This window comes from Flavobacterium sharifuzzamanii (genome assembly GCF_003254585.1).
In the GTDB taxonomy this organism is placed as follows: domain Bacteria; phylum Bacteroidota; class Bacteroidia; order Flavobacteriales; family Flavobacteriaceae; genus Flavobacterium; species Flavobacterium sharifuzzamanii.
Genome location: NZ_QJGZ01000034.1, coordinates 130334 through 155649, shown reverse-complemented (window position 1 = coordinate 155649; position 25316 = coordinate 130334). Strand labels below are relative to the sequence as shown.

The 25316-nt window shown below is 35.6% G+C and carries 18 protein-coding genes; 10 read left to right on the top strand and 8 right to left on the bottom strand.

Features of this window, described 5'->3' with window-relative positions; translation table 11 throughout:
- Positions 1 to 74 precede the first annotated feature (74 nt).
- The 3 genes from DMA14_RS04770 to DMA14_RS04760 all read left to right on the top strand — a co-directional run bounded on the left by DMA14_RS04770 (position 75) and on the right by DMA14_RS04760 (position 2413).
- Positions 75 to 911 carry a sulfite exporter TauE/SafE family protein gene (locus tag DMA14_RS04770; RefSeq protein ID WP_111423554.1) on the top strand — a complete coding sequence of 279 codons (837 nt, stop codon included), beginning with the start codon at positions 75 to 77 and terminating at the stop codon, positions 909 to 911.
- Positions 898 to 1305 (top strand): DUF1634 domain-containing protein, encoded by a 408-nt coding sequence (locus DMA14_RS04765; RefSeq protein ID WP_111423552.1) that lies wholly within the window; start codon positions 898 to 900, stop codon positions 1303 to 1305. Before DMA14_RS04770 ends, DMA14_RS04765 begins: the two co-directional genes overlap by 14 nt.
- An 85-nt stretch (positions 1306 to 1390) precedes the next feature.
- Complete coding sequence (locus tag DMA14_RS04760; RefSeq protein ID WP_111423550.1) at positions 1391 to 2413, top strand: LLM class flavin-dependent oxidoreductase; 1023 nt, start codon at positions 1391 to 1393, stop codon at positions 2411 to 2413.
- A gap of 312 nt (positions 2414 to 2725) precedes the next feature.
- On the opposite strand, the gene DMA14_RS04755 is transcribed toward DMA14_RS04760, so the two are convergent.
- On the bottom strand, positions 2726 to 5164 hold the full coding sequence (locus tag DMA14_RS04755; RefSeq protein ID WP_111423548.1) for a TonB-dependent receptor: 2439 nt from the start codon (positions 5162 to 5164) through the stop codon (positions 2726 to 2728).
- Between the two features lie 238 nt (positions 5165 to 5402).
- Here DMA14_RS04755 and DMA14_RS04750 point away from each other — a divergent pair, with 238 nt between their 5' ends.
- From DMA14_RS04750 to DMA14_RS04740, 3 genes are all read left to right on the top strand, one after another.
- Positions 5403 to 6680, top strand: coding sequence for an acetyl-CoA C-acetyltransferase (locus tag DMA14_RS04750; protein WP_111423546.1), 1278 nt, complete (start codon positions 5403 to 5405; stop codon positions 6678 to 6680).
- Positions 6681 to 6974: 294 nt separating this feature from the next.
- Positions 6975 to 8885 carry a fumarate reductase/succinate dehydrogenase flavoprotein subunit gene (locus DMA14_RS04745; protein WP_111423544.1) on the top strand — a complete coding sequence of 637 codons (1911 nt, stop codon included), beginning with the start codon at positions 6975 to 6977 and terminating at the stop codon, positions 8883 to 8885.
- A gap of 69 nt (positions 8886 to 8954) precedes the next feature.
- Positions 8955 to 9701 carry a succinate dehydrogenase/fumarate reductase iron-sulfur subunit gene (locus DMA14_RS04740; protein WP_111423542.1) on the top strand — a complete coding sequence of 249 codons (747 nt, stop codon included), beginning with the start codon at positions 8955 to 8957 and terminating at the stop codon, positions 9699 to 9701.
- Positions 9702 to 10027: 326 nt separating this feature from the next.
- Here DMA14_RS04740 and DMA14_RS04735 read toward each other — a convergent pair whose 3' ends face one another.
- Positions 10028 to 10777 carry a 4-hydroxy-tetrahydrodipicolinate reductase gene (locus tag DMA14_RS04735; protein ID WP_111423668.1) on the bottom strand — a complete coding sequence of 250 codons (750 nt, stop codon included), beginning with the start codon at positions 10775 to 10777 and terminating at the stop codon, positions 10028 to 10030.
- A 360-nt stretch (positions 10778 to 11137) separates the two neighbouring features.
- On the opposite strand from DMA14_RS04735, the gene DMA14_RS04730 reads away from it, so the two are divergent.
- The 3 genes from DMA14_RS04730 (at position 11138) to DMA14_RS04720 (ending at position 14438) form a co-directional block, all read left to right on the top strand.
- Positions 11138 to 11569 (top strand): DUF1810 domain-containing protein, encoded by a 432-nt coding sequence (locus tag DMA14_RS04730; RefSeq protein WP_111369614.1) that lies wholly within the window; start codon positions 11138 to 11140, stop codon positions 11567 to 11569.
- A 249-nt stretch (positions 11570 to 11818) separates the two neighbouring features.
- On the top strand, positions 11819 to 13273 hold the full coding sequence (locus DMA14_RS04725) for a sulfatase family protein (protein WP_111423540.1): 1455 nt from the start codon (positions 11819 to 11821) through the stop codon (positions 13271 to 13273).
- Between the two features lie 514 nt (positions 13274 to 13787).
- On the top strand, positions 13788 to 14438 hold the full coding sequence (locus DMA14_RS04720; protein ID WP_111423538.1) for a VOC family protein: 651 nt from the start codon (positions 13788 to 13790) through the stop codon (positions 14436 to 14438).
- A 101-nt stretch (positions 14439 to 14539) separates the two neighbouring features.
- Here DMA14_RS04720 and DMA14_RS04715 read toward each other — a convergent pair whose 3' ends face one another.
- From DMA14_RS04715 to DMA14_RS04690, 6 genes are all read right to left on the bottom strand, one after another.
- Positions 14540 to 15256 (bottom strand): leucine-rich repeat domain-containing protein, encoded by a 717-nt coding sequence (locus DMA14_RS04715; protein WP_111423536.1) that lies wholly within the window; start codon positions 15254 to 15256, stop codon positions 14540 to 14542.
- 103 nt (positions 15257 to 15359) lie between these two features.
- Positions 15360 to 17360, bottom strand: a complete 2001-nt coding sequence (locus tag DMA14_RS04710) for a heavy metal translocating P-type ATPase (protein WP_203418257.1) — start codon at positions 17358 to 17360, stop codon at positions 15360 to 15362.
- Positions 17361 to 17662: 302 nt separating this feature from the next.
- Positions 17663 to 18919, bottom strand: a complete 1257-nt coding sequence (locus tag DMA14_RS04705) for an efflux RND transporter periplasmic adaptor subunit (protein WP_111423532.1) — start codon at positions 18917 to 18919, stop codon at positions 17663 to 17665.
- A gap of 2 nt (positions 18920 to 18921) precedes the next feature.
- A complete protein-coding gene (locus DMA14_RS04700; protein WP_111423530.1) occupies positions 18922 to 20172 on the bottom strand; it encodes a TolC family protein in 1251 nt (416 codons plus the stop codon).
- Between the two features lie 164 nt (positions 20173 to 20336).
- Positions 20337 to 23462: an efflux RND transporter permease subunit gene (locus DMA14_RS04695; RefSeq protein WP_111423528.1), complete on the bottom strand. Its 3126-nt coding sequence runs from the start codon at positions 23460 to 23462 to the stop codon at positions 20337 to 20339.
- A 108-nt stretch (positions 23463 to 23570) separates the two neighbouring features.
- Positions 23571 to 23894 (bottom strand): DUF6660 family protein, encoded by a 324-nt coding sequence (locus DMA14_RS04690; protein WP_317047243.1) that lies wholly within the window; start codon positions 23892 to 23894, stop codon positions 23571 to 23573.
- Between the two features lie 294 nt (positions 23895 to 24188).
- Here DMA14_RS04690 and DMA14_RS04685 point away from each other — a divergent pair, with 294 nt between their 5' ends.
- The gene (locus tag DMA14_RS04685) at positions 24189 to 25310 is read left to right on the top strand and encodes a hypothetical protein (RefSeq protein ID WP_111423524.1); all 1122 of its coding nucleotides are present in this window, start codon (positions 24189 to 24191) and stop codon (positions 25308 to 25310) included.
- The last annotated feature ends 6 nt before the right edge of the window (positions 25311 to 25316 follow it).

Genomic DNA, 25316 nt, shown 5'->3' with positions numbered 1-25316 from the left:
GTATATTTAAGGTCATAAAGCTGTTTCTAACAAATTTGTATTCGTAAATTAGCAATTACAAAAACATATTTTAAATGACAATACTTACCTTTACGCTTATAATGATTCTAGGAGCCTTTTTGGCTGGATTTATAGGTTCATTATCAGGCTTGGGCGGAGGAATTATCATCATTCCGCTTCTTACAATCATTCTTGGTGTCGATATTCATTATGCTATTGGAGCTGCCTTAGTCTCTGTTATCGCCACTTCTTCAGGTTCTGCCGCTGCTTATGTAAAAGAAGGAATTACCAACATGCGAATGGGAATTTTTCTCGAAATCGCCACCACTATTGGAGCGGTTTGCGGTGCATTGCTTTCTACTATTGCCCCTACTTCTTTTATAGCTGTTCTGTTTGGTTTAACACTGATTTTCTCTGCTATCAATTCACTTCGAAAAAAAGAAGAACATATTGTCTTAGAATCTAGTCCGCTAGCTAAAAAATTAAAATTAGACGGAACTTATCCTACTCACGATGGCGAAGTCGTAAAATATGGAACTAAAAATGTACTTGGCGGTTTCAGTATGATGGGAGTTGCCGGAATGATGTCTGGTCTTCTCGGAATTGGTTCTGGTGCTTTTAAAGTAATTGCAATGGACAATATTATGCGTGTTCCTTTTAAAGTTTCAACCACAACCAGTAATTTTATGATGGGAGTTACAGCAATGGCAAGTTCTGTAATTTATATTCAAAAAGGATATATCGAGCCAGGAATCTGTATGCCTGTTGTAATTGGCGTTTTGTTTGGCGCGATGGCTGGAGCTAAAATCTTAGTGCGAACAAATCCGAAGAAATTGAGAATATTTTTTGCCTGCTTGATTTTTGTTTTGGCAATAAACATGATTTATAACGGACTAAATGGAAAAATCTAATATGGTACAGGAAGAAAAATTTGGAGAAAAAGATTTTCAGACAATCATAGGAAACTTGCTTCGTTACGGAGTTTGGATTTCTTTATCAGTAGCTTTTATCGGAGGGATTGTTTATTTGATTCATAACGGAAACCAGATCGAAGATTATTCTGTTTTTAAAGAAAATGATAGAAATATATTTGAAGTAATTGCAGCTGTCTACAACGGCGCAATTCAAGGAAACGGAGAATCATTAATATTTACAGGAATTATTTTCTTGTTTATGACACCTGTTTTACGTGTGCTGCTTTCGTTATTTTCATTTTTATTGGAAAAAGATTACTTATATGTTGGCATTACGTTGATTGTAATCATGATTATCATTATTAGTATTTCATTTGGTTTCTCACATTAATTGGCTGTAAGCTATAAGCTGTAGGCTGTAAGCTTTGAAATGCTTAAAGCTTAAAGCTTATCGTCTAAAGCAAAAAATAAAAAATATGGAAATAGGAATAGACAGTTTTGCTTCGGCAATGTATGGCGATAACAATACTCTGAGCAGTGTTGATGCTATGGAACAGCTACTGCAGCGAATTGAATTTGCAGATCAGGCTGGTCTTGATGTTTTCGGAATTGGAGAACATCATAAAAAAGAGTTTTTAGATTCTGCTACGGCTGTTATTTTGAGTGCCGCGGCGGCAAGGACAAAAAATATCCGACTGACAAGTGCTGTAACTGTTTTAAGCGCTGCAGATCCTGTGAGGGTTTATCAGAGTTTTGCAACTTTAGATTTAATTTCGAAAGGAAGAACTGAAATTGTTGTCGGAAGAGGGTCTGCCATTGAAGCTTATCCCCTTTTTGGATATGATTTGAGAGATTATGATGCTCTTTTTAAAGAAAAACTAGAACTTCTTCTTCAAGTTAGAGATAATGAATTTGTTTCTTGGGAAGGAAAATTTCGTCCTGCTTTAAATAATTTACCTGTTTATCCAAGAGCTTTACAAGAAAAAATGCCAATATGGCTCGGTGTTGGAGGCACGCCAGAATCTTTTATAAGAGCAGGTTCGTTAGGACTTCCGTTAATGGTTGCTGTTATTGGCGGACAAACACATCGCTTTAAACCTTTAGTCGATTTGTATCGTGAAGCTGGAAAAGCTGCAGGTTATAAACCAAATGAATTAAAAGTAGGATTGCATTCGCCTGGATATGTTGGCTCAACAACAGAAAAAGCAATCGAAGAATACTATCCTGGTTATGCCGAATTATGGACTAAATTAGGATACGAAAGAGGCTGGCCACCCGTAACAAAAGGCAAATTTGATGGTTTAATTGATGATTTAGGTGTTTTAATTGTCGGAGGTCCGGAAAGAGCTGCAGAGAAAATTCTTCGCCATAGCGAAGCGCTTGGTGGCGTCGATCGATTTACTTTCCAAATGGATAATGCTGGATTAACGCACAAACAATTAATGAATGCGATTGAATTGATTGGGACAAAATTGATTCCGTTGATTAAGAAAGGATAGTTTTTTTGCCACAGATTACACAGATTAAAAGGATTTTTTTTTAATTGAATAGCGTCCAGCTTTAGCTGGATGGAAAATATAGCAAAAATCAAAAAGGCTTTAGCCAAACTAGATGAAGTTTGGCTAAAGCCTTTTAAATTTCAATTTACAAACCTCCAGTTAAAACTGGAGGCAACTCAAAAGAACTACACATTTCAGAACCTCTGTCCCTTTGAAGCTTTGCCCCTTTGAACCTCAAAAAAAAAAGCATCTAACAATGAAGTCAGATGCTTTTTTGTATGATTTGTAATTTTTCAACTAAAACAAATCGATTTAGAATTTATAACTAACACCAACTCTAAAATTTCTTGGCGCTTCAGCCTGCCAGTAATAAGCACTTAACCAGCTGTAGTACGAACCGCTATAAAGGTATCTATCTAAAATATTGAATACGTTTGCTGTAACTTTAACTTTACCAGTTTCATAAGACAATCCTCCATCTAGTTTAAAATACGTTGGAAGTCCAACAAGTCCTGGACTCCAAGTATCTGTCTGGCGTCCGTCAAGGAAAGTTCCTCCAACAGAAGCTCCAAAACCTTTTAATTTTCCATGCTGCAATGTGTAATTTAACCATGCATTTGCAGTATGTTTAGCATAACCAGGCACAACGTCTCCTACATTAATCCCATTAGCTGCAGAAACAGCTGGATCAACTTTAGTTACAGTTGATTCTGTAAACGCATAATTTGCAATAAGGTTTAGACCGTCAAAGATTTTTCCTCTAACATCAAATTCAACACCACGAGCTCTTTTTTCACCTAGAACTATTTTATACTGTTCGTTTGGCTGATTACTAGGATCTGCTGTTAACTCATTCTTCTTTAAGATATTGTAAACAGATAAACTTGTGTTCCAAGAACCGTCAAACCAATCTTTTTTAAGTCCAAATTCAACATTATTTCCTGTAAGAGGTTTCACGTCACCACTTCTCACTACACCCGATTGAGGCGTAAAAGCTTGATCATATAGACCGTAAACCGCAAAATCATCAGTAATAGAATAACTTAAACCAGCACGAGGTGTAATATGACTATCCTCAATTGGTTCTGCCTCATAGCTGCTAGTTTGGCTAATCCAAGTATATCTTGCAGCAAGAGTCAATCTTAATCTATTTTCTAAAAACCCAAGCTCATCTTGAACATAACCCGCTGCATACTTCGAACCATAAAGTCCGCCTGCTCTTTGGCTTAGAGGTGTATCATGATCAAATTGCGGTAAACCATTTGAAGGCGTTCCGTAATTTGGATTATAAACATTAAACGGATTATCAACCGTATCTAAATCATGTGATTGTCCCCAATCTGCCATATAATCTTTACTTCCTAAATCTATTCCTCCTAATACTTTATGAGAAACATTTCCTGTATTGAATTTTCCATTTACGAAAATCTGTCCTAAATACATATTACTTTCCGCATCCCAAATTCCAACATTTCTAATAATCTCACCAGCAGCAAGGTTTCCTTCAGGAACGCCATCAAAATTTCTATCAACTGGTCCAGGGCCAACAACACCTGGCCAAGAACTGTATCCTTGCTGAATGTATTTAAAGTAAGTAGTTTGAACTGTAAGTTTCCAATTTTCGTCAAACTTATGTTCGAACTGCAGATAACCACTATGATCTTGAATGTTTGTATCTGGCAATCCTGGTTGTGTCATTGTAAAACTGCGAGGTAAAGTTGCATAACCTCCTGATTGTGGTCCAAAAACATAGTAAGAACCTACTTCAGTCATATTTGCATATTGAAAGTTATATTCTGCAGTAATTTTTGTCTTATCATCTATCTGATAAGAAATCACAGGAGCAATTACGTAACGGTCGTTATGCTCAAACGGACGGAATGAACCTTTTTTTTGTGCTGCTCCGTTAAATCTGTATAGTAATTTTCCTTTTTTATCCAATTTTCCGTCAAGATCAAGACTTACTCTATAAAAATCATAACTTCCTACTAAAGCACTAACCTCACCTTTGGTTACACCTGTTGGCTTTTTAGTCACAACATTATACAATCCGCTTGGATCACCGCTTGAAAGCATGAAACCAGCAGGTCCTTTTACAAATTCGATATGGTCTACAAAACTCATATCTTCTGTTAATGGTCCCCAAAAAGAAGAAACTACATTAAAACCATTTCTGAAAGCCTGAATTTGAGAACCGCGCATTGTAATATTCGTATACAAATCTCCCCAATGTTCTAAACGTACAGCACCACTCACGTTACGAATTACACCATCGCTCATACTTGTAATCTGCTGATCTTTTAAAGTCTGGCTACTTACAATTTGTATATTTTGAGGAATTTCTAAAACTGGAGTCTGAAGACGTAATGACAATGAAGGCTTGTCTTGCTTGTATTTGTTCTTTTTAATTACCACTTCTTCAAGATCTTCCTGACTTTCTGAAAGAGAAAAATTCTTAGTTATTATTTGTTTTGAATTGACTACAATTTTATCCTCAACAGACTGAATTCCAACTCCATTTAATACAATAGTATATGTTCCTGGTTTTACATTTTTAATTTCGTAATGTCCTGAAACAGTTGTAATATCTGAATATTTCGTTCCTTTTAGCGCCACAGCAATATTTTCTGCTGGTTTATTACCACTCAAAGAAACTTTCCCGTTTACAGTTCCAAGCTGTTGAGCCATCATATTTAATGAGCCCAAAAACAGCATAAAAAGATAAACTTTGGCATTAAAAATTATTTTCATTTGGTTTTGATTTTAAATTGAGCGACAAAAGTATATGCTAATCTTAACTTTTCCAAATTATTTTAATTCATTCTAAATAAATACAGAAAATTATACTAAATCAGTAAGAATACCTCTTAGCACTTCCATTTTTAAGTTATTTCCTGATAATATTAATCTAGATTAAGTATCAAACCGAAATCTATTTCTATCTTTATATTCCTAAATATCAAAAAACATAAACGAATAACTTCCTGATATGAAATCAAATACAATAAGAAAAGTGGCCATTGTGGGCTATAATAGAATTCCTTTTGCGAGAGCCAATACGGCTTATTCTAATGTAGGAAACAAAGAAATGATGACCGCATCACTTAATGGTCTTACTGACAAATACAATCTGAAAGGAAAGTTATTGGGTGAAGTTGCTGGAGGTGCCGTAATCAAACATACTTACGACAACAATTTAATTCGCGAATGCGTCATGCAAACAAGCCTAGATCCTGCAACACCAGCATGTGACTTGCAGCAAGCGTGTGATACCGGAATTGAAAGTGCTATTTATATTGCCAACAAAATTGCTCTCGGACAAATAGATTCTGGAATTGCTGGTGGCGTAGATTCGATAAGTGATATGCCAATTGCTGTTAGCGAAAAACTTCGAAAAATATTGCTTGATGCACGAAAAGCAAAATCATTAGGCGAGAAAATTAAAACATTCCTAAAACTTCGTCCAAAAGATCTTAGTCCGTTAGTGCCTAGAAATGAGGAATCGCAAACAGGACTTTCTATGGGCGGACATACTGAAATTACAGCAAAATATTATAAAATTTCGCGTGAAGACCAAGATGAGTTTGCTTTAAGAAGTCATTTGAATATGGCCAAAGCTTATGATGAAGGCTTTTTTGATGATATGATTACTCCTTTCAATGGCTTAGAAAAAGATAATAATCTTAGAAGAGACAGCACAATTGAAAAATTAGCCAAACTAAATCCTGCATTTGATAAAGTAAACGGAACTTTGACTGCAGGAAATTCAACGCCATTAACAGACGGCGCATCATGTATTCTTTTAGCTAGTGAAGAATGGGCAAAAGAACAAGGACTTCCTATTTTAGCGTACATTACTTTCGCAGAAATTGCTGCAATTGAGTATGTTAAAAATCAACAGAATCTTTTGTTAGCCCCTTTATTTGCTGCTTCAAGAATGTTGGAAAAAGCCGAATTAAATCTTCAGGATTTTGATTATTATGAAATTCACGAAGCTTTTGCTGCACAAACTTTGGCCACTTTAAAAATCTGGGAAAGTCCTGAACTAAGTGCCGAAATTGGCTTAAAGAAACCATTAGGTGCAATAGATCGAAATAAACTGAATGTAAAGGGAAGCAGTTTGGCGGCCGCTCATCCTTTTGCTGCCACTGGAGGAAGAATTATTGGTGTAATGGCAAAACTGCTCAACGAAAAAGGTTCTGGAAAAGGATTGATTTCTATTTGTGCTGCTGGCGGGCAAGGAGTTACCATGATAATCGAGAAATAATTTTTCAAAAACATTTCAATTCAATTTTATAAATCTGCTGAATCTGCTAAATCTGCGGGAGTAATTTTTGCTCACAGATTCAGCAGATTCAACAGATTTTTTTGTCTCTATCAACTAAACCCGACAGGTTTTAAAAACCTGTCGGGTTTAACTTTAACATACAGCTAATTAATATACTTAAAGTCTATTTTTGTTTAAATAAATTCATACAAAAAACTACTAAATATCAATATTTTATACTAAATTTAGTTTTCTATTAAAGCTTTTGTATCAATTCATTTTAAACCACTAAAAATGATGGAATCAAAAATACCCGAAGGTCCTCTTGCTGATAAATGGAGTCTTTACAAGTCTAAAGCCAAATTGGTCAATCCCGCAAATCGAAAAAAACTAAATATAATAATAGTCGGAACGGGTTTAGCGGGTGCTTCATGTGCGGCTTCTCTAGCTGAACAAGGCTATAACATAAAGTCTTTCTGCTTTCAGGATTCTCCAAGACGCGCGCATTCTGTTGCCGCTCAAGGCGGAGTAAACGCTGCCAAAAACTACAAAAATGATGGCGACAGCACGTATAGAATGTTTTACGACACTATAAAAGGTGGCGATTTCAGATCCCGTGAAGCCAATGTTTATCGTTTAGCCGAATGTTCTGCACATCTTATAGACCACGCGGTTGCTCAAGGTGTTCCTTTTGCTAGGGAATATGCGGGATATTTAAACAACAGATCTTTTGGAGGTGTTCAGGTTTCCAGAACTTTTTATGCGAGAGGTCAAACCGGACAGCAGCTTTTATTGGGTGCTTATCAAGCCTTAGAACGTCAGGCATCTCTAGGAAAAGTTGATTTGTATACGCGTCACGAAATGCTTGAACTCGTTGTTATTAATGGCAAAGCCAAAGGAATAATTGCAAGAAATCTCGAAACTGGAATTTTAGAACGCCACGCGGCAGATGCCGTTGTACTGGCTTCTGGCGGTTATGGGAAAGTATATTATTTGTCTACACTTGCTATGGGCTGTAACAGCTCGGCAATTTGGAGAGCACATAAAAAAGGTGCTTATATGGCAGGCGTAAGCTGGATTCAGTTTCACCCTACTTCGCTCCCACAGCATGGCGAAAATCAGTCAAAACTGACTTTAATGTCGGAATCACTTCGAAATGACGGAAGAATTTGGGTTCCGAAAAAAGCAGAAGATGATCGAAATGCAAACGCCATTCCCGAAGAAGAACGCGATTATTACTTGGAACGCCGATATCCATCTTTTGGAAATCTCGCACCAAGAGATATTTCGTCAAGAGCAGCAAAAGAAAGGATTGATGCTGGTCATGGCGTGGGGCCAATGAAAAATGCTATTTACCTCGATTTCTCGGATGCCATTAAAGCGCAGGGAAAAGATAAAATCGAAGCCAAATACAGCAATCTTTTTGCGATGTATGAAAAGATTACAGGCATAAATGCTTATAAAGAACCCATGCTGATTTCACCTTCAGCGCATTTTACTATGGGAGGACTTTGGGTTGATTATGAGCTTATGACAACAATTCCAGGTTTATTTGCTTTAGGCGAAGCCAATTTTGCCGATCATGGTGCTAATCGTCTTGGTGCCAATTCGCTGCTTCAGGCTTGTGTTGACGGTTACTTTATTGCGCCTTATACGATCCCTAATTATTTGGCAGGCGAATTGAATTTACCGAAATCTGATATTTCACATCCTGCATTTGAAGAAGCTGAGAAAACAGTGAGAAGACAACTGGATCGCTTTTTACATACGAACGGAACACTTTCTGCAGATTATTTTCATAAAAAAATCGGACGTCTTTTATATGAAAAATGCGGTCTTTCGCGAAGCAGACAAAAACTAGAGGAAGCTCTAATTGAAATCCGCGAACTAAAAGTTTCATTTGAAAAAGATCTCAGAATTACGGGCGATAATACTTTAAACAGTGAACTTGAAAAAGCCGGTCGAATTGCCGATTATATCGAATTGGCTGAATTAATGTGCTATGATGCTTTACAACGCGAAGAATCCTGCGGTGCACATTTTAGGGAAGAATACCAAACCGCCGATGGAGAAGCTGTTCGCAACGACGATGAATTCTGTTATGTTTCGGCTTGGGAATGGAAAGGTTTAAATAACAAACCTGAACTTCACAAAGAACCTTTAACCTTTGAATCGGTTGAACTTGCGGTAAGAAGCTATAAATAATGGTGAATTGTTAATTGTAAATTATTAATTAACAACTCAAAATTCATAACTCATAACTCATAATTATCTATGAAACTTTATCTTAAAATATGGCGCCAGTTTAATTCTTCAACTAAAGGAGAAATGACAGATTATGAAATTGATGGAGTATCAGAACATATGTCGTTTTTGGAAATGTTGGATCTTTTGAACGAATCTCTTATTCAAAATGGAGAACGCGTAATCGAATTTGACCATGACTGTCGCGAAGGAATCTGCGGTCAATGCGGTGTTATGATAAACGGACGCGCTCATGGGCCTTTAAAAAATACTACAACCTGTCAGCTTCATATGAGAAGTTTTAAAGATGGAGACACTATTTATATTGAGCCTTTTCGTGCTAAAGCTTTTCCTGTTTTACGAGATTTAAAAATTGACCGCAAAGCATTCGATTCTATTATTGCATCAGGAGGTTTTATTGGCGCGGCTACGGGTCAGGCGCCAGAAGCAAACAGTATTCCGATTTCATACGAAACTGCAGAAGCCGCTTTTGATGCTGCTGCCTGTATTGGATGTGGAGCTTGTGTGGCTTCATGCAAAAATGCCAGCGCCGCTTTGTTTGTTGGTGCCAAAATAACGCATTTAGCGCTTTTACCGCAAGGAAAATTAGAAGCCCAAACACGTGCGGTTTCGATGGTAAAACAAATGGATGAAGAAGGTTTTGGAGTGTGCTCTGATACAAGAGCTTGCGAAATCGAATGTCCGCAGGGAATTTCAGTGCTTTCTATTGCTAAAATGAATTTAGAATATATGAAAGCTGTTTTGCTGAGAAAATAATTTACAAAATAAACCAAGCTCCAGAGGAGCAAAATATTTATAGAATAACAGCAATCATGTTATATAGCTCCAGAGGAGCGACATGTAATATTTTATTCTCATTCTAATATTTCACCCCGCTGGGGCTCTTATCATATAAACGAGAATTTTCTATAAATGTTTAGCTCCTCTGGAGCTAATTTTCAAAAAGACTCATGTCTTTGCGAGATTAAATATATTTTTAATACTTTGTGCTTATCCTTCGACTTCGCTCAGGAAGACAAACAGCACTAGCCATTTTTCAAAAAAAACTTTACGACTCCGCGACTTTGTGAGACTAAAAAAACTTATACAGTAAAATAAGGCGTCAGAATATCTTCAAAATTATACAATCCTTTTTCTTTCTCTTTTAGATTTTCGGCCACAAAAATAACTCCGTTTCCGAATGCCTCTCTCGAAATCGATTCATGAATTAAACGCACGGTTTGAAAAGGAAAACCAAAAATAACTTCGTGTTTTCCAACGATTCCTCCTGCCCTAACCGAATTGATATTCTCTTTATCCACATCTAGTGCTTCTGCAATTTTTACGGCTGTTCCAGATGTTCCCTGTTTGGTTTTAAAATGTTCTTCATTTACTTCAATATCAACCCACGGTGCAATTTTCTTTAAAAATTTTGCTGCAAACAACAAATAGTTTACACCCAAAGTAATATTTGGCGACCAGAATACTGTGGTCTTTTTTGCCAGTTTCTTTAAAAACTCCAGTTCTTTATCTTTATAATGCGAAATAGCAGAAATGATTTTTATATTCTTCTTTGCCGCCACTTCTCCATACGTATAAATTCCTTGATGCGACGAGAAATCGATAATTACATCAACAGGATGCTTTTCCAATAATTCTTCAATAGAAGTTTTAGAACTAGAATAGATTAAGCCGGGTTCTTTTGACTGCACTCCAAAAAATTCTGGAACCGATCTGTGTTCTAAAACCGTACTTTGACGTAAAACCCATTCTAAGCAGAATTTTTTATTTTCTAATAATATTGAAGCTACTGATTTTCCAGTTTTTCCGAATCCGATTAATCCTATTTTCATAAGCATTTAATTTTTTATGGGCGAAGATGCCCGGTTGAAAATATTGATATTTAAGAAGTCAATATCAATTCTAATTTTAAAGAATTCAGGCCGTTTTAGAAACCGCCTGTTCATAAAAATAGAGAATTCATAACAGAATCACCAACTAAAACTTCATTTTATAACAATAAAACTATTTGTTAGTACGATTTTATCTGTTAATATAAAATCAGCTTATCAAATTTTACATATAATCGCATTTCTAAATTATTCGATTTAAAATGTTAAAAAATGACTCTAAAAAATGAATTGGAGGTTATACAAGTAAACATATTTTGACTAGATTTATGGCCTGATACCCCAAATAAATATCAGTAAGTAATGGCCTACAACAATAATGGACTGCTTCGTTTCTTAGATGCTCAGAATAAATTGTATTTGACAGCTCTGGACGAAATCAAGAATGGTAAAAAAGAATCTCCTTGGATGTGGTTTATATTTCCGCAGATAAAAGGAATGGGTTCTAGTGATACTTCCAAATTTTACGAAATCAAAAATGCCGATGAAGCAATTGCTTTTCTAGAACATCCAATTTTAGGAAAACATCTTGTAGAAATCACTTCTGAACTAATTAAAAAGGAAGAAAATGTTTCTGATATTTTTGAAAGCATTGATGTAGAAAATCTTCAATCTTGTATGACATTGTTTGCCAGTGTTCAAAATACCGAACCAATTTTTCAGGAAGTGCTTCACAAACATTTTGACGGTTCTTCTGATTTTCATACACTACAATTATTGTATAGCAATCTTTGATGTTTTAACCGCAAAGGACGCAAGGTCATTTCATGTAATTTTTTAAATGCGCAAAGAACGCAAAGCTTTGTCAAGAAAACTTTGCATTCTTTATGGCTTAATTAAGGGTAATAAATCTCAAAATCCTCTAAGCCCTTTTCTCCATAAAATGGGCTTTTTTTTACTTCTAAATTTCATCTTTTGAATATATTTGTGGTCAACCAAACTTAAACGCCATGCCATTATTAATTATTTCAAAAACCGCAAATCATGAAAAGAAGTTTCTTCTTGCTCTTTCTCTCTGCAATTACCTCTTTAGGCATTGCTCAAAGTAAAAACTCAAATTCTAAACCCAACATCATTATCATCAATATGGATGATATGGGTTATGGCGACACTGAACCGTATGGAATGACAGGAGTAAATACTCCCCATTTTAATCAAGTTGCCGAAGAAGGAATGCGTTTAACCAATTTCAATGCAGGACAAGCCATTTGTACAGCATCCAGGGCGGCTTTATTAACAGGCTGTTATCCAAACAGAATCGGAATGTCGGGCGTATTGCTTCCTGGAGCCAAACACGCTTTAAATCCGAATGAAGAAACTATTGCGTCACTTTTAAAGAAAAATGGATACAAAACGGCTAATTACGGAAAATGGCATTTAGGAAATCAACTTCCATATTGGCCGACAAATTACGGTTTTGATGAGTTTTTCGGGATTCCGTATTCACACGATGTATGGCCAATTGATTATGACGGTTACTCAAAAGTGACGGATGCTAAAGATATGCGTTCGAGCTTCCCTCCGCTTCCATTAATCAGCAATACAACCATTATTGATACGATTGAAAATATCAAAGATGCTTCAAAACTAACTACACTTTTCACCGAAAAAGCAATAGGTTTTATCAAGAAAAACAAAAAAGATCCGTTCTTTTTATATCTCACACATCCTCTGCCACACGCGCCTTTAGCGGTTTCAGATAAATTTAAAGGAAAAAGCGATTTAGGTCTTTTTGGAGATGTAATAATGGAACTGGATTGGTCAATTGGAGAAATCATAAAAACATTAGACACTGAAAAAATTGCCCAAAATACTGTACTAATTATAACGAGTGATAATGGTCCTTGGCTTGTTTTTGGCGACAATGCAGGCTCTTCGGGCGGTTTTAGAGAAGGGAAATCAACTACTTGGGAAGGTGGTACGAGAGTTCCGTTTTTAATACGTTGGCCAGGTAAAATAAAAAGCGGCTCTGTAAACAGTTCTCTTATGACCAATATGGATTTACTGCCTACAATTGCTTCAATAACAGGTTCTTCTTTACCCAAAAACCAAATTGATGGTTTGAATTTTCTTCCTGTTCTGACTGGAAAAACGGCTTCTGGCCCAAGAGAAGTTTTTTATTATTATTTCGGAGTTGGAAGCAACAACTTAGAAGCTATTCGATACAAACATTGGAAACTCGTTTTCCCACACAAAAGCACAACCTACAACAAAAAATTACAAGGAAAAGACGGTTATCGTGGTGAAGGCGCTTCCGCAGAATTTCCGATGGCGCTTTATGATTTAGCACATGATCCGGGAGAAGTTCGTGATGTGCAGCAATTATATCCCGAAATAGTAGCCGAAATCCAGAAAATTGCCGATACTGCAAGAGAAGATCTTGGCGATGATTTGAATAACAAAGTGGGGAAAAATGTTAGAAAACCTGCTACATATTAAAAACAAAAAACAGATTATCTCAAAAGGATATCATTTTTGCTGGACAAATATTTATAAAATATATTTTATCCGTAAAATCCCAGCGGGATAAAATATGTATAGAATTACAACAAGAAAAATAAAAAAAGCTCCGAAGGAGTGACATCTATTTATATTACATAAAAAAATATGTCACTCCTCCGGAGCTTTATGCTGTAAACATTTGTTTTTTGCTATAAATATTTCGCTTCTCTGAAGCTTACAAAAAAAAGAGAAGTTATTTTAAGACTGTCTGTTTTTATTTAAATCTAGAGATTGCAAGATGGAAGTTTTTTCGATAATCTTACAACAATGTCAGTTTGTCTTTTTGTAACTTTAATAAAACATTTAAAAATGCAATTTAACTTCAATCAATACTTATTTACTATCCTTTCATTGAAGCATAAAATAGCGCTTCATACTTGATACCATTGGCATTTTTTAAATTTGTTTATCATTCAAAAGAAGCTTTTTTCTTTTATAAAAAATTATTGTCATGAGAATAGATCAAATACAAATTAAAACAAACGATATTCAAAAAACGAAAGCATTTTATCAGAACATTTTTGGGCTTTTCATTCTTGAAAATGACCAAAAATCGATAACGTTTCAGGCTGGAACTTCTATTTTAAAATTTGTGGAAGATAAAGAGTTTAATTCCATATATCATTTTGCTTTTAATATTCCCGAAAATCAGCTTGACGAAGCGATTCAGTGGTGCAAGGACAAAGTGGATTTAATTGTTCTTGAAGATAAAAGTGTAGTTACAAATTTTGAAAATTGGAATGCACATTCTATTTATTTCTTTGATCACAACAGAAATTTACTTGAATTCATTGCGCGACATGATCTCAATAACGAACAAATTGGCGAATTCAACTCCGCTTCTATTTTAAGCATTAGCGAAATCGGAATTGTTACGGAAAGTCCATTACAATTAGGAAATCAATTAATAGAAGAACACGGACTTCATTTCTTTTCTCAAAATACCAATACCGATAAATTTGCTGCAATTGGCGATCATGAAGGCTTATTGATTCTGGTGCAACCTACTAGAAATTGGTATCCAACTCAAATTCCTTCTGAAAGTAATCCGGTGAAAATTACTTTAGAGAATAATGAAAACATAATTGAATTGAAGTTTTAAAGCGCTTTGTTTTTGAACAGAATCACTACCGCTCAAAACTTTGAAGCTTATGAACTGTTTGCAAAAATTTACAATTGGACCAATGAATTACTTTCTTTAAACTAAATTAATTGAGGCAATTCCTTAATCAAACCTTCCCAAAATTTATTTTTCATATAACGAGGAAGTAAAATAATTTTTTGCAATTTTTGTAATCTGTATAGTGATTTTAAATTAACACTATCATCTTCTATTCTTAATGCTAAACGTAGATATTTTAATTGTCGTAATGATTCTAATGGATTAATACTTTTGATAGATTTTCCTGTGCCACTCATCTTTCCATGTTCAATATCTAATTCTTCTAGATTAGTTAGTTGAGAAATAGGAGTTAAATCATATAAATTATTTATTCCATAAATATAAAGTGTTTTCAGATTATTCATGTTTTTTACAAAATCTATACTCTGAATTCTTGTTATATTTGCAAGTACCAAAATTTCTACAGATTCTAAAGAACCTAAATCAGGAATTTCATCTTGTTTATTGGAACTTACTTGCAGATATTTTAAATTTGGTAATGTTGAAAAAACTGAGATGCGTTCTTCATCAAGGTAATCTATACTAATCGCCTCAATATTATTCTTCCCTATTAGCGAAGAAAAGTTTGTGTAATTTTTTTTTGATTTTTTAACTGGTGTTGATAAGTATAAAACTTTCGCATCATCATTTATTTCAGATAAATCATAGATTCCCGAGACAGTTCCCTCTAGAATACCTAAATGAGCAATTGATCCACAAGGAGCTTTTTCTTCTAACAAATAATTATCCCAATTCATATCTGATTAAATGTGTTTTTAGTGACAAATATCTCTATATAAAACAATTAGAACAACCTATATTAGCTATAATTATATCAAAATAAGACAGAATTTCATCAAACTAAAACTTCATTCTCTGAATCCTCACGGCATTCAAAATTGCTAAAAGTGCCACTCCAACATCAGCAAAAACAGCTTCCCACATTGTTGCAAGTCCGCCAGCGCCTAGAATTAAGACAAAAGCTTTTACAGCAAAAGCGAGTGTAATATTCTGCCAGACAATCTTTTTGGTTTGTTTTCCGATATTAATTGCCATTGCAATTTTGCTTGGTTTATCATCCTGAATCACAATATCAGCAGTTTCTATAGCTGCATCGCTTCCTAAACCTCCCATTGCAATTCCAACGGTACTTAAAGCAATTACAGGCGCATCATTTACACCATCGCCCACAAAGGCAATTGTTTCGTTTTTAGATTTAATTTCGTTGACTTTATCCACTTTATCTTCTGGAAGCAAATCGCCAAAAGCTTTAGTTATTCCCAATTTATCAGCTACAAACTGAACCACATTCGCTTTATCTCCACTCAGCATGGTTAGTTTTACGCCTAAAGATTTTAGTTTAGAAACGGTTTCTTTGGCATCTTCCTTAATTTCATCGGCAATAGTCAAATAACCTGCAAATTTACCTTCGTAAGCAATTGCAATTGTGGTATAAACGATTGAAGATGGATCAATATCATACGAAATCGAGTATTTGTCCAAAAGTTTAAAATTTCCAACAAATAATTCTTTTCCATTGTTTGTCGCTTTTAGTCCGTGGCCTGAAATTTCTTCGATATCTTTTAATTCAACCGAAGAATCAATTGGGCCAACATGATTATGGATTGCTGTGGCTACAGGATGCGTGCTTCTGTTTTCAAGAGCATTGACTAGTTTTAAGATTTCGTTTTTATCAAATTCGGGTTTTATAATGACTTCTTGAACTTTAAAAACACCTTCGGTCATAGTTCCCGTTTTGTCTACTACCACATTCTGGATTGTCGAAATACTGTCAAGGAAATTACTGCCTTTAAACAGGATTCCGTTTCTACTCGCAGCACCGATTCCGCCAAAATAACCTAGTGGAATACTGATAACCAAAGCACATGGACAGGAAATCACAAGGAAAACTAGTGATCTGTAAAGCCAATCTGTAAAAACATAATTATCGACGAAAAGCATTGGAATTATACAAATTGCAATTGCAAGAAATACCACAATTGGCGTATATATTTTAGCAAATTTTCTAATGAACAATTCCGCAGGCGCTTTTTTGGTTGTGGCGTTCTGCACCAATTCCAAAATTTTAGACAGTTTACTATCACTATAAGCAGTTGTTACTTTTACTTCGACAATTGTGTTGCCGTTTATCATTCCTGCTAAAACAGTTTCGCCTTTCTTCTTGGTATCAGGTTTGCTTTCTCCCGTTAAAGCTGCAGTATTAAATGAAGCGGAATCTGATAATAATTCGCCATCCAATCCTAGTTTTTCTCCTGCTTTAAGCTGAATAATAGCTCCTATCTGAACATCTTTGGCTTTGACTTTTACTGCAATATTGTTTTCTAATATATGAACCTCATCGGGGCGCTGATCCAAAAGGCTCTTAATACTTGATTTTGCGCGGTTAACTGCCATTCCCTGAAAGGTTTCTCCAATTGTATAAAACAGCATAACAGCAACACCTTCTGGATATTCTCCAATGGCAAAAGCTCCAATTGTGGCAATGCACATGAGGAAAAACTCAGAAAAAATATCTCCTTTTACTATGCTTTCATAAGCTTCTCTTATAACTGGAAATCCAACTGGAAGATATGCAATAGCATACCACGCAATTCTAACATATCCTGTAAACCAATCTTGCGGAAAATAGTTATCAAAACCAATTCCAATAATAAGTAAAACAAAAGATATAATAGATGGCAAGAACAATTTAAACCAACTTCCTTCTGTATTGTGTTCATGATCATGACCTTCGTGATCGTGCCCATCATTCTCAGAATGCACAGGTTCATCATGAGAACAGCAGCAGGAAGGTTTGGCTTTATTTTTTGTACTTTTTACTTCTTTATCTTGATGTATCATTTTTTTTGTTTCATGTTTCAGGTTTCATGTTTTTGCTGTTCTGAAACTCTGTTTAAATAATGTCCTAAATTTAAGCATTTTGTGGTAAAGTTTATTGCCACAAAGGTGCTAAGTTTTTTACTGAATGAGAATTAAACGTTCAATTTGTCATTTCGACGAAGGAGAAATCTCCACAAGTAACTCCGTACCGAAAACCTAATCTTTGTCGAGCTTCTCGCGAAGATTTCTCCTTCGTCGAAATGACATAAAATGAGAAAAACTCAGCATCTCAGCACCTTTGTATCTTAGCATCTTTAAAAAAACTAGTGCGTATGCTCTCCTCCGCCCTTCATTGCTGAAAGCAGATAAAATGCGCCTTTCGTTACAATTTTGGCGTTAACTGGAATATCATTTACGAACTTCACTTCAGTAAAACCTAAATCGGTTGTTCCTGGCATAACTTCTATGGCTTTAAAATGAATTTCTTTTTCGTGAGCTTCTTCCTTTTCACCTTCTTTGTGCTCGTGTTTTTCTTCTGCATTACCTTCTTCTTCAATAAAAACAAAGTACTTGTCTGCATTTTTGACCACTGCATCTTTTGGAAGTGCTGGAACTGTTGCATTCGTAATATTAATATTCGCCGAAACATACATTCCCGGAATCAGTCCTTTGGCATCAGCGGGGTCAATTTTGGCATGTACAGCAACAGTTTTACTTTCGTTAGAGAAAGATTTATTGATTCCGAATATCTTTCCTTTTATCGATTTATTCGACTGATTGGTCAAAACAAAGTCAATTACCTGACCAATAGAAATTGAACCTAAATCTTTTTCATATACATTCAAATCCAAATGCATCTGACTGTTGTCAACCACTTCAAAAAGCGAAACTCCTGTGTTGGCAAAAGCTCCTTTAGCAATATTGATTTTTCCAACAAAACCATTTATTGGCGAAACAATTGGCACTACCGATGTTGTTCCTTTTGTATTAACATGTAAAGCATCGAGTTTATTTTTTGCTGCTTGTGCACGAGCTCTTTCAGCTGCAAGTTTGGCTTTTACTTCCTGAAAAGTTTTTCTCGGATTGACATTTTCGTCGCTTAATGTTTTCTGACGGTTATATTCTAACTGCAGGTATTCTACATTGGCAACAGCCGACTGATAATCTTCCTGCATGCCAATAACTTCAAGATTCTGAATCGTTGCTAGAACTTTTCCTTTGTTTACATACGTTCCTTCCAAAACAAAAATATCCTTTACTGTTCCGCCAATTAAAGTCGAAACTTCAGCTGAATTTTGCGGTGGAACTGTCGTGTAACCATTGGCTTTGATAACCTTGTTAAGGTTTCTATCTTCTACAGAACCAGTTTCAATTCCGACAGTTTTGTATTGAGATTCCGTTAAAGCTACTTCTGTAGTTGACTTTTCTTCTTCCTGAGGTTCTTCGGTTTTCTTTTCATTGCAAGAATTTAACATTCCGCTATAGGCAATAAGCAGTAAGCTATAAGCAATCCATCTTTGCGAACTTTGCGTGAAAATCTTTGCGAACTTTGCGGTTAAATTTCTAAGTATATTTTTCATTTTTAATTGTTTTTGATGGTTGGAAATTGAAGTTCGATAGCGCTTTGATTGTAGCTGTGCGTCGCTTCTGCAAACTGCTTTTTAATATCGATCGCCTGATTCAGAAAGCTGATATACGACCAATAACTCATATCACCATTGGCATAACTTTTCTGGGCAGTTTCTATAATCTGATTGGCATATTGCTGACCTTCATTCTGAAAATAGGCTAAGTTTTTCTGCTGCTTTTCGAAGTTATTTTTCAATTCTTCTTGTTGCAGATTCAGCATCATTTTGTTTTTATCCAAAGCCATTTGCGACTGCGAAATGCTAATTTCTGCTGCTTTTGCTTTGGTTGTATTAACTCCTCCAAACAACGGAATCTGCAATCCGGCTGTAAAACCTTGAAACAGCGATTCTTTATTTATCGTCTGAGCAAAATATCCTAAACCTACTTTTGGTGTACGTAAAGCTTTAAATGTTCCAGCTTCTTTCTGATAAACCGAAATCTGCTGCTCATAAAAATCGGTCATCAAAGCTTCAGCTTTTGTGTTTTCTTGATTTTCTATAAAAGTATATTGCAAAGCCGTATTTTGGTCAGGAACAATATTTTCATTTGTCTGAATAAAAAACTGCAATTGTTTCTGATAGATTGCCAGATCATACTCTAACTGCGCTTTCTGAGTTTCAATTTCCTTTACTTTTGCTTTAGCGCTAATTACTTCGATGTTTCCGCTTTCTCCTGTTTTAAAACGCAATTCGGCGTTCTTTAGAAATTTGGTATAAATATCATTCAATTCTGAATTGAGTTTCTGAATTGAAACGCCATATAAATATTGATAATACGCCAATGTAACCGCTTTTTCGATTTCATACGAAGACAGGGCTTTTTGCTTTTCGGCCAATTTTGCCAATTCTTCCTGCAATTGTCTGTTCGCTTTAGTAATATTTCCTAACGGAAAAAACTGCTGTACAGAAACGTTATGATCGTAATCGGCACTATTGAACTGGCCACCCTGATACTGTACTTGAAGCGGATCTGGCTGAAAAGTTGCTTTTTTAAGAACGGTTTGCTTTTCTATTTCTTTATCGGCAATTTTTAAATCGATGTTGTTTGATTTAGCGAGTTCTATTGCTTTTTCTAAACTGATAGTTTGCTGGGCAAATGTTGCTGTGCTTGCCAATAGAAATGTGCTTAACCGCAGAGTTCGCAAGGTTTTTTTCGCAAAGTTCGCAAAGGTTTTGGTTTGCATTTTATATATTGATTTTTTCATTTTTATAATTTTTGTTTCACGCAGATTTAAAAAAGATTTAAGCTGATAGACGCAGATTATTATCAATTAAAATCAAAATTAAATCTGCTTTAATCTGCTAGAATCTGCGTGAAAAATCTTTGTTACATTCAGCAGTAAATTATCTAATTATCAAATTTTCTCATTTACGAATTATCCTTGCGTTTAAATCCACGTTCCAACAATAAATACAAAATCGGTAAAACGATTAAGGTCAATAAAGTTGCTGAGATTAATCCGCCGATTACTACAGTTGCAAGAGGTTTTTGTACTTCTGCCCCACCACTTGTCGATATTGCCATTGGCAGAAATCCTAATGAAGCTACGGCTGCGGTCATTAAAACAGGACGTAAACGCGTTTTGGTTCCGATAAGGATTCTCTGAAACGGATCTGAAATACCTTCTGTTTTTAATTGATTGAAATACGAAATCAATACAATTCCGTTTAAAACCGCAATTCCGAATAAGGCAATAAAACCAATTCCGGCAGAAATGCTAAATGGCATCCCTCTTAGCGAAAGCGCAAAAACACCTCCAATGGCCGACAACGGAATCGCACTAAAAATCAGCAGTGCTTGTTTGGCACTTTTGAAAGTAAAATATAACAAGACCAAAATCAGCCCTAAAGCAATTGGTAAGGCTACAGAAAGTCTTTTTGAAGCTTCAATCAGATTTTCGAACTGTCCGCCATAAGTCACATAATAGCCTGAAGGAAGTTTGAAATTTTTATCCAATTTTGCCTGAATTTCTTCTACAACACTTTTAATATCTCTTCCGCGAACATTTAATCCAACGGTGATTCTTCTTTTTCCGTCTTCGCGGATGACTTGCACAGGCCCTTGTTCGTATTCAACAGAAGCCACCTGAGAAAGCGGTACTTGCTGTCCGTTCGGAAGCGGAATAAACAAATTGCTCACATCTGTAATATCGCCACGATTGTTTTCGTCCATTCTCACCACAACATCAAACCTTTTGCTTTCATCGTAAATCTTTCCTGCAACTTCACCAGCAAAAGACGAGCGGATAATCTGGTTGATATCTGAAATATTTAGCCCATAAAGAGCGATTTTATCATAATCATATTTAATGGTAATCTGCGGCAATCCTGTTACCTTATCAGCTTTTAAATCTCCGATTCCTTCAATTCCTTTTATTTTCGAAATCAATTCTGTCGCTTTGGCATCCAGAATTTCCAAATCGTCACCAAAAATTTTGATGGCAATATCAGATCGGCTTCCTGTCATTAATTCGTTAAAACGCATTTGGATTGGCTGCGAAATTTCGATATTCGCTCCTGGAATAATTTCCATTTCTTCTTTCATTGCATTAGCCAATTCTTCCCAATTATTATACTTGCTTCTCCACTCTTTTTTGTCTTTTAAAACAATAATCAAATCACCGCTTTCAATCGGCATTGGATCGGTCGGAATTTCACCGCTTCCGATTTTGGTTACAATGGTTTTAATTTCAGGGAATTTTGCTTTCAGAATCTGTTCGTACTTCGTAGCCGTTTCAACCATCTGCGTAAGCGAACTTCCCGTCATAATGCTTGCATTTATTGCTAAATCGCCTTCTTCGATTGTCGGAATAAATTCGCCTCCCATATTTTGAAAAACAATAAAAGCAAATGCGAATAACCCAATCGCAACAGAAAGCACCACTTTTTTAAACTCTAAAGCTTTATTTAATAAAGGCATATAACGGTTTTCTAACCAAGCAATCATGCGGTCGCTGAAATTTTCTTTGTGCTCTGTTTTTTTAGAAAGAAACAAAGCGCTCATCATCGGAATATAAGTTAGCGAAAGGATAAAAGCTCCAATAATGGCAAAACCAACTGTCATGGCCATTGGCTTAAACATTTTTCCTTCTGTTCCAATCAAAGCTAGAATTGGCAGATATACGATCAAAATGATAATTTCACCAAAAGCCGCACTATTTCTAATTTTTGAAGCCGAATTGTAAACCTCATCGTCCATTTCTTCCTGCGTCAATTCTTTTTTGTTTTTGAATTTCTGGAGATGATGCATTGTGGCTTCGACAATGATTACGGCACCATCCACTATAATTCCGAAATCTATGGCGCCTAAACTCATTAAGTTTCCGCTTACGCCAAAGGCATTCATTAAAATAACGGCAAACAGCATCGCCAACGGAATCACAGAAGCGACAATTAACCCTGCGCGAAGATTTCCTAAGAATAATATCAAGACAAAAATTACGATTAATGCTCCTTCTAATAAATTCTTTGTAATAGTTTTAATGGAATTGTCAACGAGTTTTCCTCTATCAATAAAGGCTTCTGCAACAACTCCTTCTGGAAGGCTTTTATTAATCTGAGCCATTTTTTCGTGCACACGATTAACAACTGCACTTGAGTTTTCTCCTTTTAACATCAAAACCATTCCAGAAACAATTTCTCCTTTTCCGTCTTTTGTTGATGCCCCGTAGCGTAGTGCAATACCTTCTCGAACCTGTGCGACATTTCGAACCAAAACTGGCGAGCCGTTTCGGTTTTTTACTACCACATTTTCAAGATCTTTTATGCCTTTTGCCATTCCAACACCACGAATAAAATAAGTATACTGGTCTTTTTCAATATAAGCTCCTCCTGTATTTTGATTATTTTTTTCTAAAGCATCAAAAATTTCAGTAATCGTTACGCCTAAACTATTCAGCATATTTGGGTTTACGGCAATTTCAAACTGTTTTAGTTTTCCTCCCCAAGAGCTTACTTCGGCAACTCCTTTAATTCCTTGCAATTGCGGAATAATAATCCAATCCTGAATTGTTCTCAGTTCAATTGCACTATATTTGTTTTCATAGCCTTTTTTGGCATAAACATCGTACTGGTAAATTTCTCCTAAACCTGTAGAAATTGGCGCTAATTCTGGAGAATCTACATAATCGGGGATATTTTCTTCTGCTTGTTTTAAACGCTGAAAAATCTGCTCACGCGCCCAATAAATATCTACATCATCTTCGAAAACTACGGTTACAACCGATAATCCGAAACGAGAAATACTGCGGAGTTCTATAACATTTGGAACTGTTTTTACAGCTCTTTCTAAGGGATACGTAATTAATTGTTCGATTTCCTGACTTGCCAGTGTTGGTGCAGTTGTAATAATCTGAACCTGATTGTTGGTTACATCTGGCAAGGCATCGAGCGGTAATTTTTTAAGCGAATAGCTTCCCCAAGCAATGAGCGCAAGGGTAAATAATAGTATTACGAATTTGTTTCGTATACTAAACTTGATAATTTTATCTAACATTTGAATATATAATGACGTGAGAAATTAGACAATTAAATTGTCTGTAAATGTGTGGAAAGTCCACAACTCTCTCGCCCGTTTCCGATTTTTATCGAACAGGCACAATCATTATGCTATCTGAGGGGGCTGCCAAATACTTCCGTAGAAATTGGAAATAAAAACAGAATTGTAACTTGGTAAAGAAATTGAAATTTGATTGTAAGTTTTAGGAAACTCAAAACTTACAGCAGAATGGTAACTTAAAACCTGTGCGCCACAGCAATTGCAGGCACAAAACGGAGAACATAAATCATTTGTTTTATCATGAGAATGATTGTCTTCTGAAGCAAACTGAGCTGTTTTATGCATTGCACTGTTTACTTCCATATCTGCGCATGGCATATTAGACAATGCCAGCAGGTAAATTGATAATATGACTGTTATCCATTTCACAGCTGTAAAAATACAATTATTTTTTTAATTGGTAATTGATGGCAATATTTCCTAAAAGAAAAATACTTAAAAATATCCTAAAATTATTTTTAAAGCTTTTATCATTTTCTCATTTAATTTTTGCTGGCGGTAAGAAAATTTCGTTAACTTTAACACTAATTAACACATTCTTAAGCCTTAATATTTAATTCATAATAAAACCTTTTAGCATACCAATAAAAAGATTCCCACAATAGCATTAGTACATATTTATTTTTCGCAGTTTAATTAATTAACATTAAAACACTCTAATCAATGAAATGTAACACACTAATATCAGCCTTTTTATTATTATTTAGCATGCAAATTTTTGGACAGGTTTATACCGATAAAATTGTAGGTAAAAAAAATGAAGATTTAAAAGATAGTCTTAAAGTCGAAAAATACCCGTACGCGCTACCAATCTGGGGAGAAAAAGTAGCTCAAAAAGGCTATAAACTTCCCTATTCTGCCGGAGTATCTGTAAACTGGTTCTGGCAGGAATCAGAAATTGTAATTAATAATCTGCAAATTGGTTTTAATCATGGCCCACAATATAATCTAGATGAAATTGTACGATTTAATAAATCGACAGTAGAAGCAAGTGCTTTAACAATTCGTCCTGATATCTGGCTTCTTCCGTTTTTAAATATTTACGGAATTTTTGGAAAAGCCAATACGTCAACAAAAATTAACGCAGGTATCTGGGTTCCTGATGCCAATAACAACTGGTCTGAAATAGCCAATTTTAGCACTAAAGCCAATTTTAATGCCACTACTTTTGGTCTTGGTATGACTCCAACAATAGGTATTGGCGGAGGCTGGTTTGCTCTTGATATGAACATGGCTTGGACTGATATCAGCTCACTTGACAAACCTGCTTTTTCTTATATTTTTGGTCCGAGATTCGGAAAAACGTTCAAATTCAACAAACCAGACACAAATATAGCGGTTTGGGTTGGAGGTTTTAGGGTTCATATCTCTGGAGATACTAATGGAGACTTGCCTCTATCTGATTTTATTGATTTAACCAATGCACAGGCTAAAGTGGATAGCGGTCTTCAAAAGGTGTCTGACAATCAAGCAAAAGTAGACACATGGTGGGATGGCTTGACTCCGGCTGAGCAAAAAAATCCAGTCAATATTGCCAAACACAACACGGCAGATAGAGCTTTAGATAGAGCGGGAACAATTCTTGCCACTCTGGACGGAGCATTGAGTACAGCCGAAAGCTCTTCTGTTCAATACTCGCTTCAAAAAAGACCTAAAGATATGTGGAACTTCATCATTGGATCACAGTATCAATTCAGCCGACACGTTATGTTTCGCGCAGAATGCGGTTTCTTAGGAAGTCGTACTCAAGTATTAGGAAGTTTACAATACCGTTTTGGACTGTAATTATCC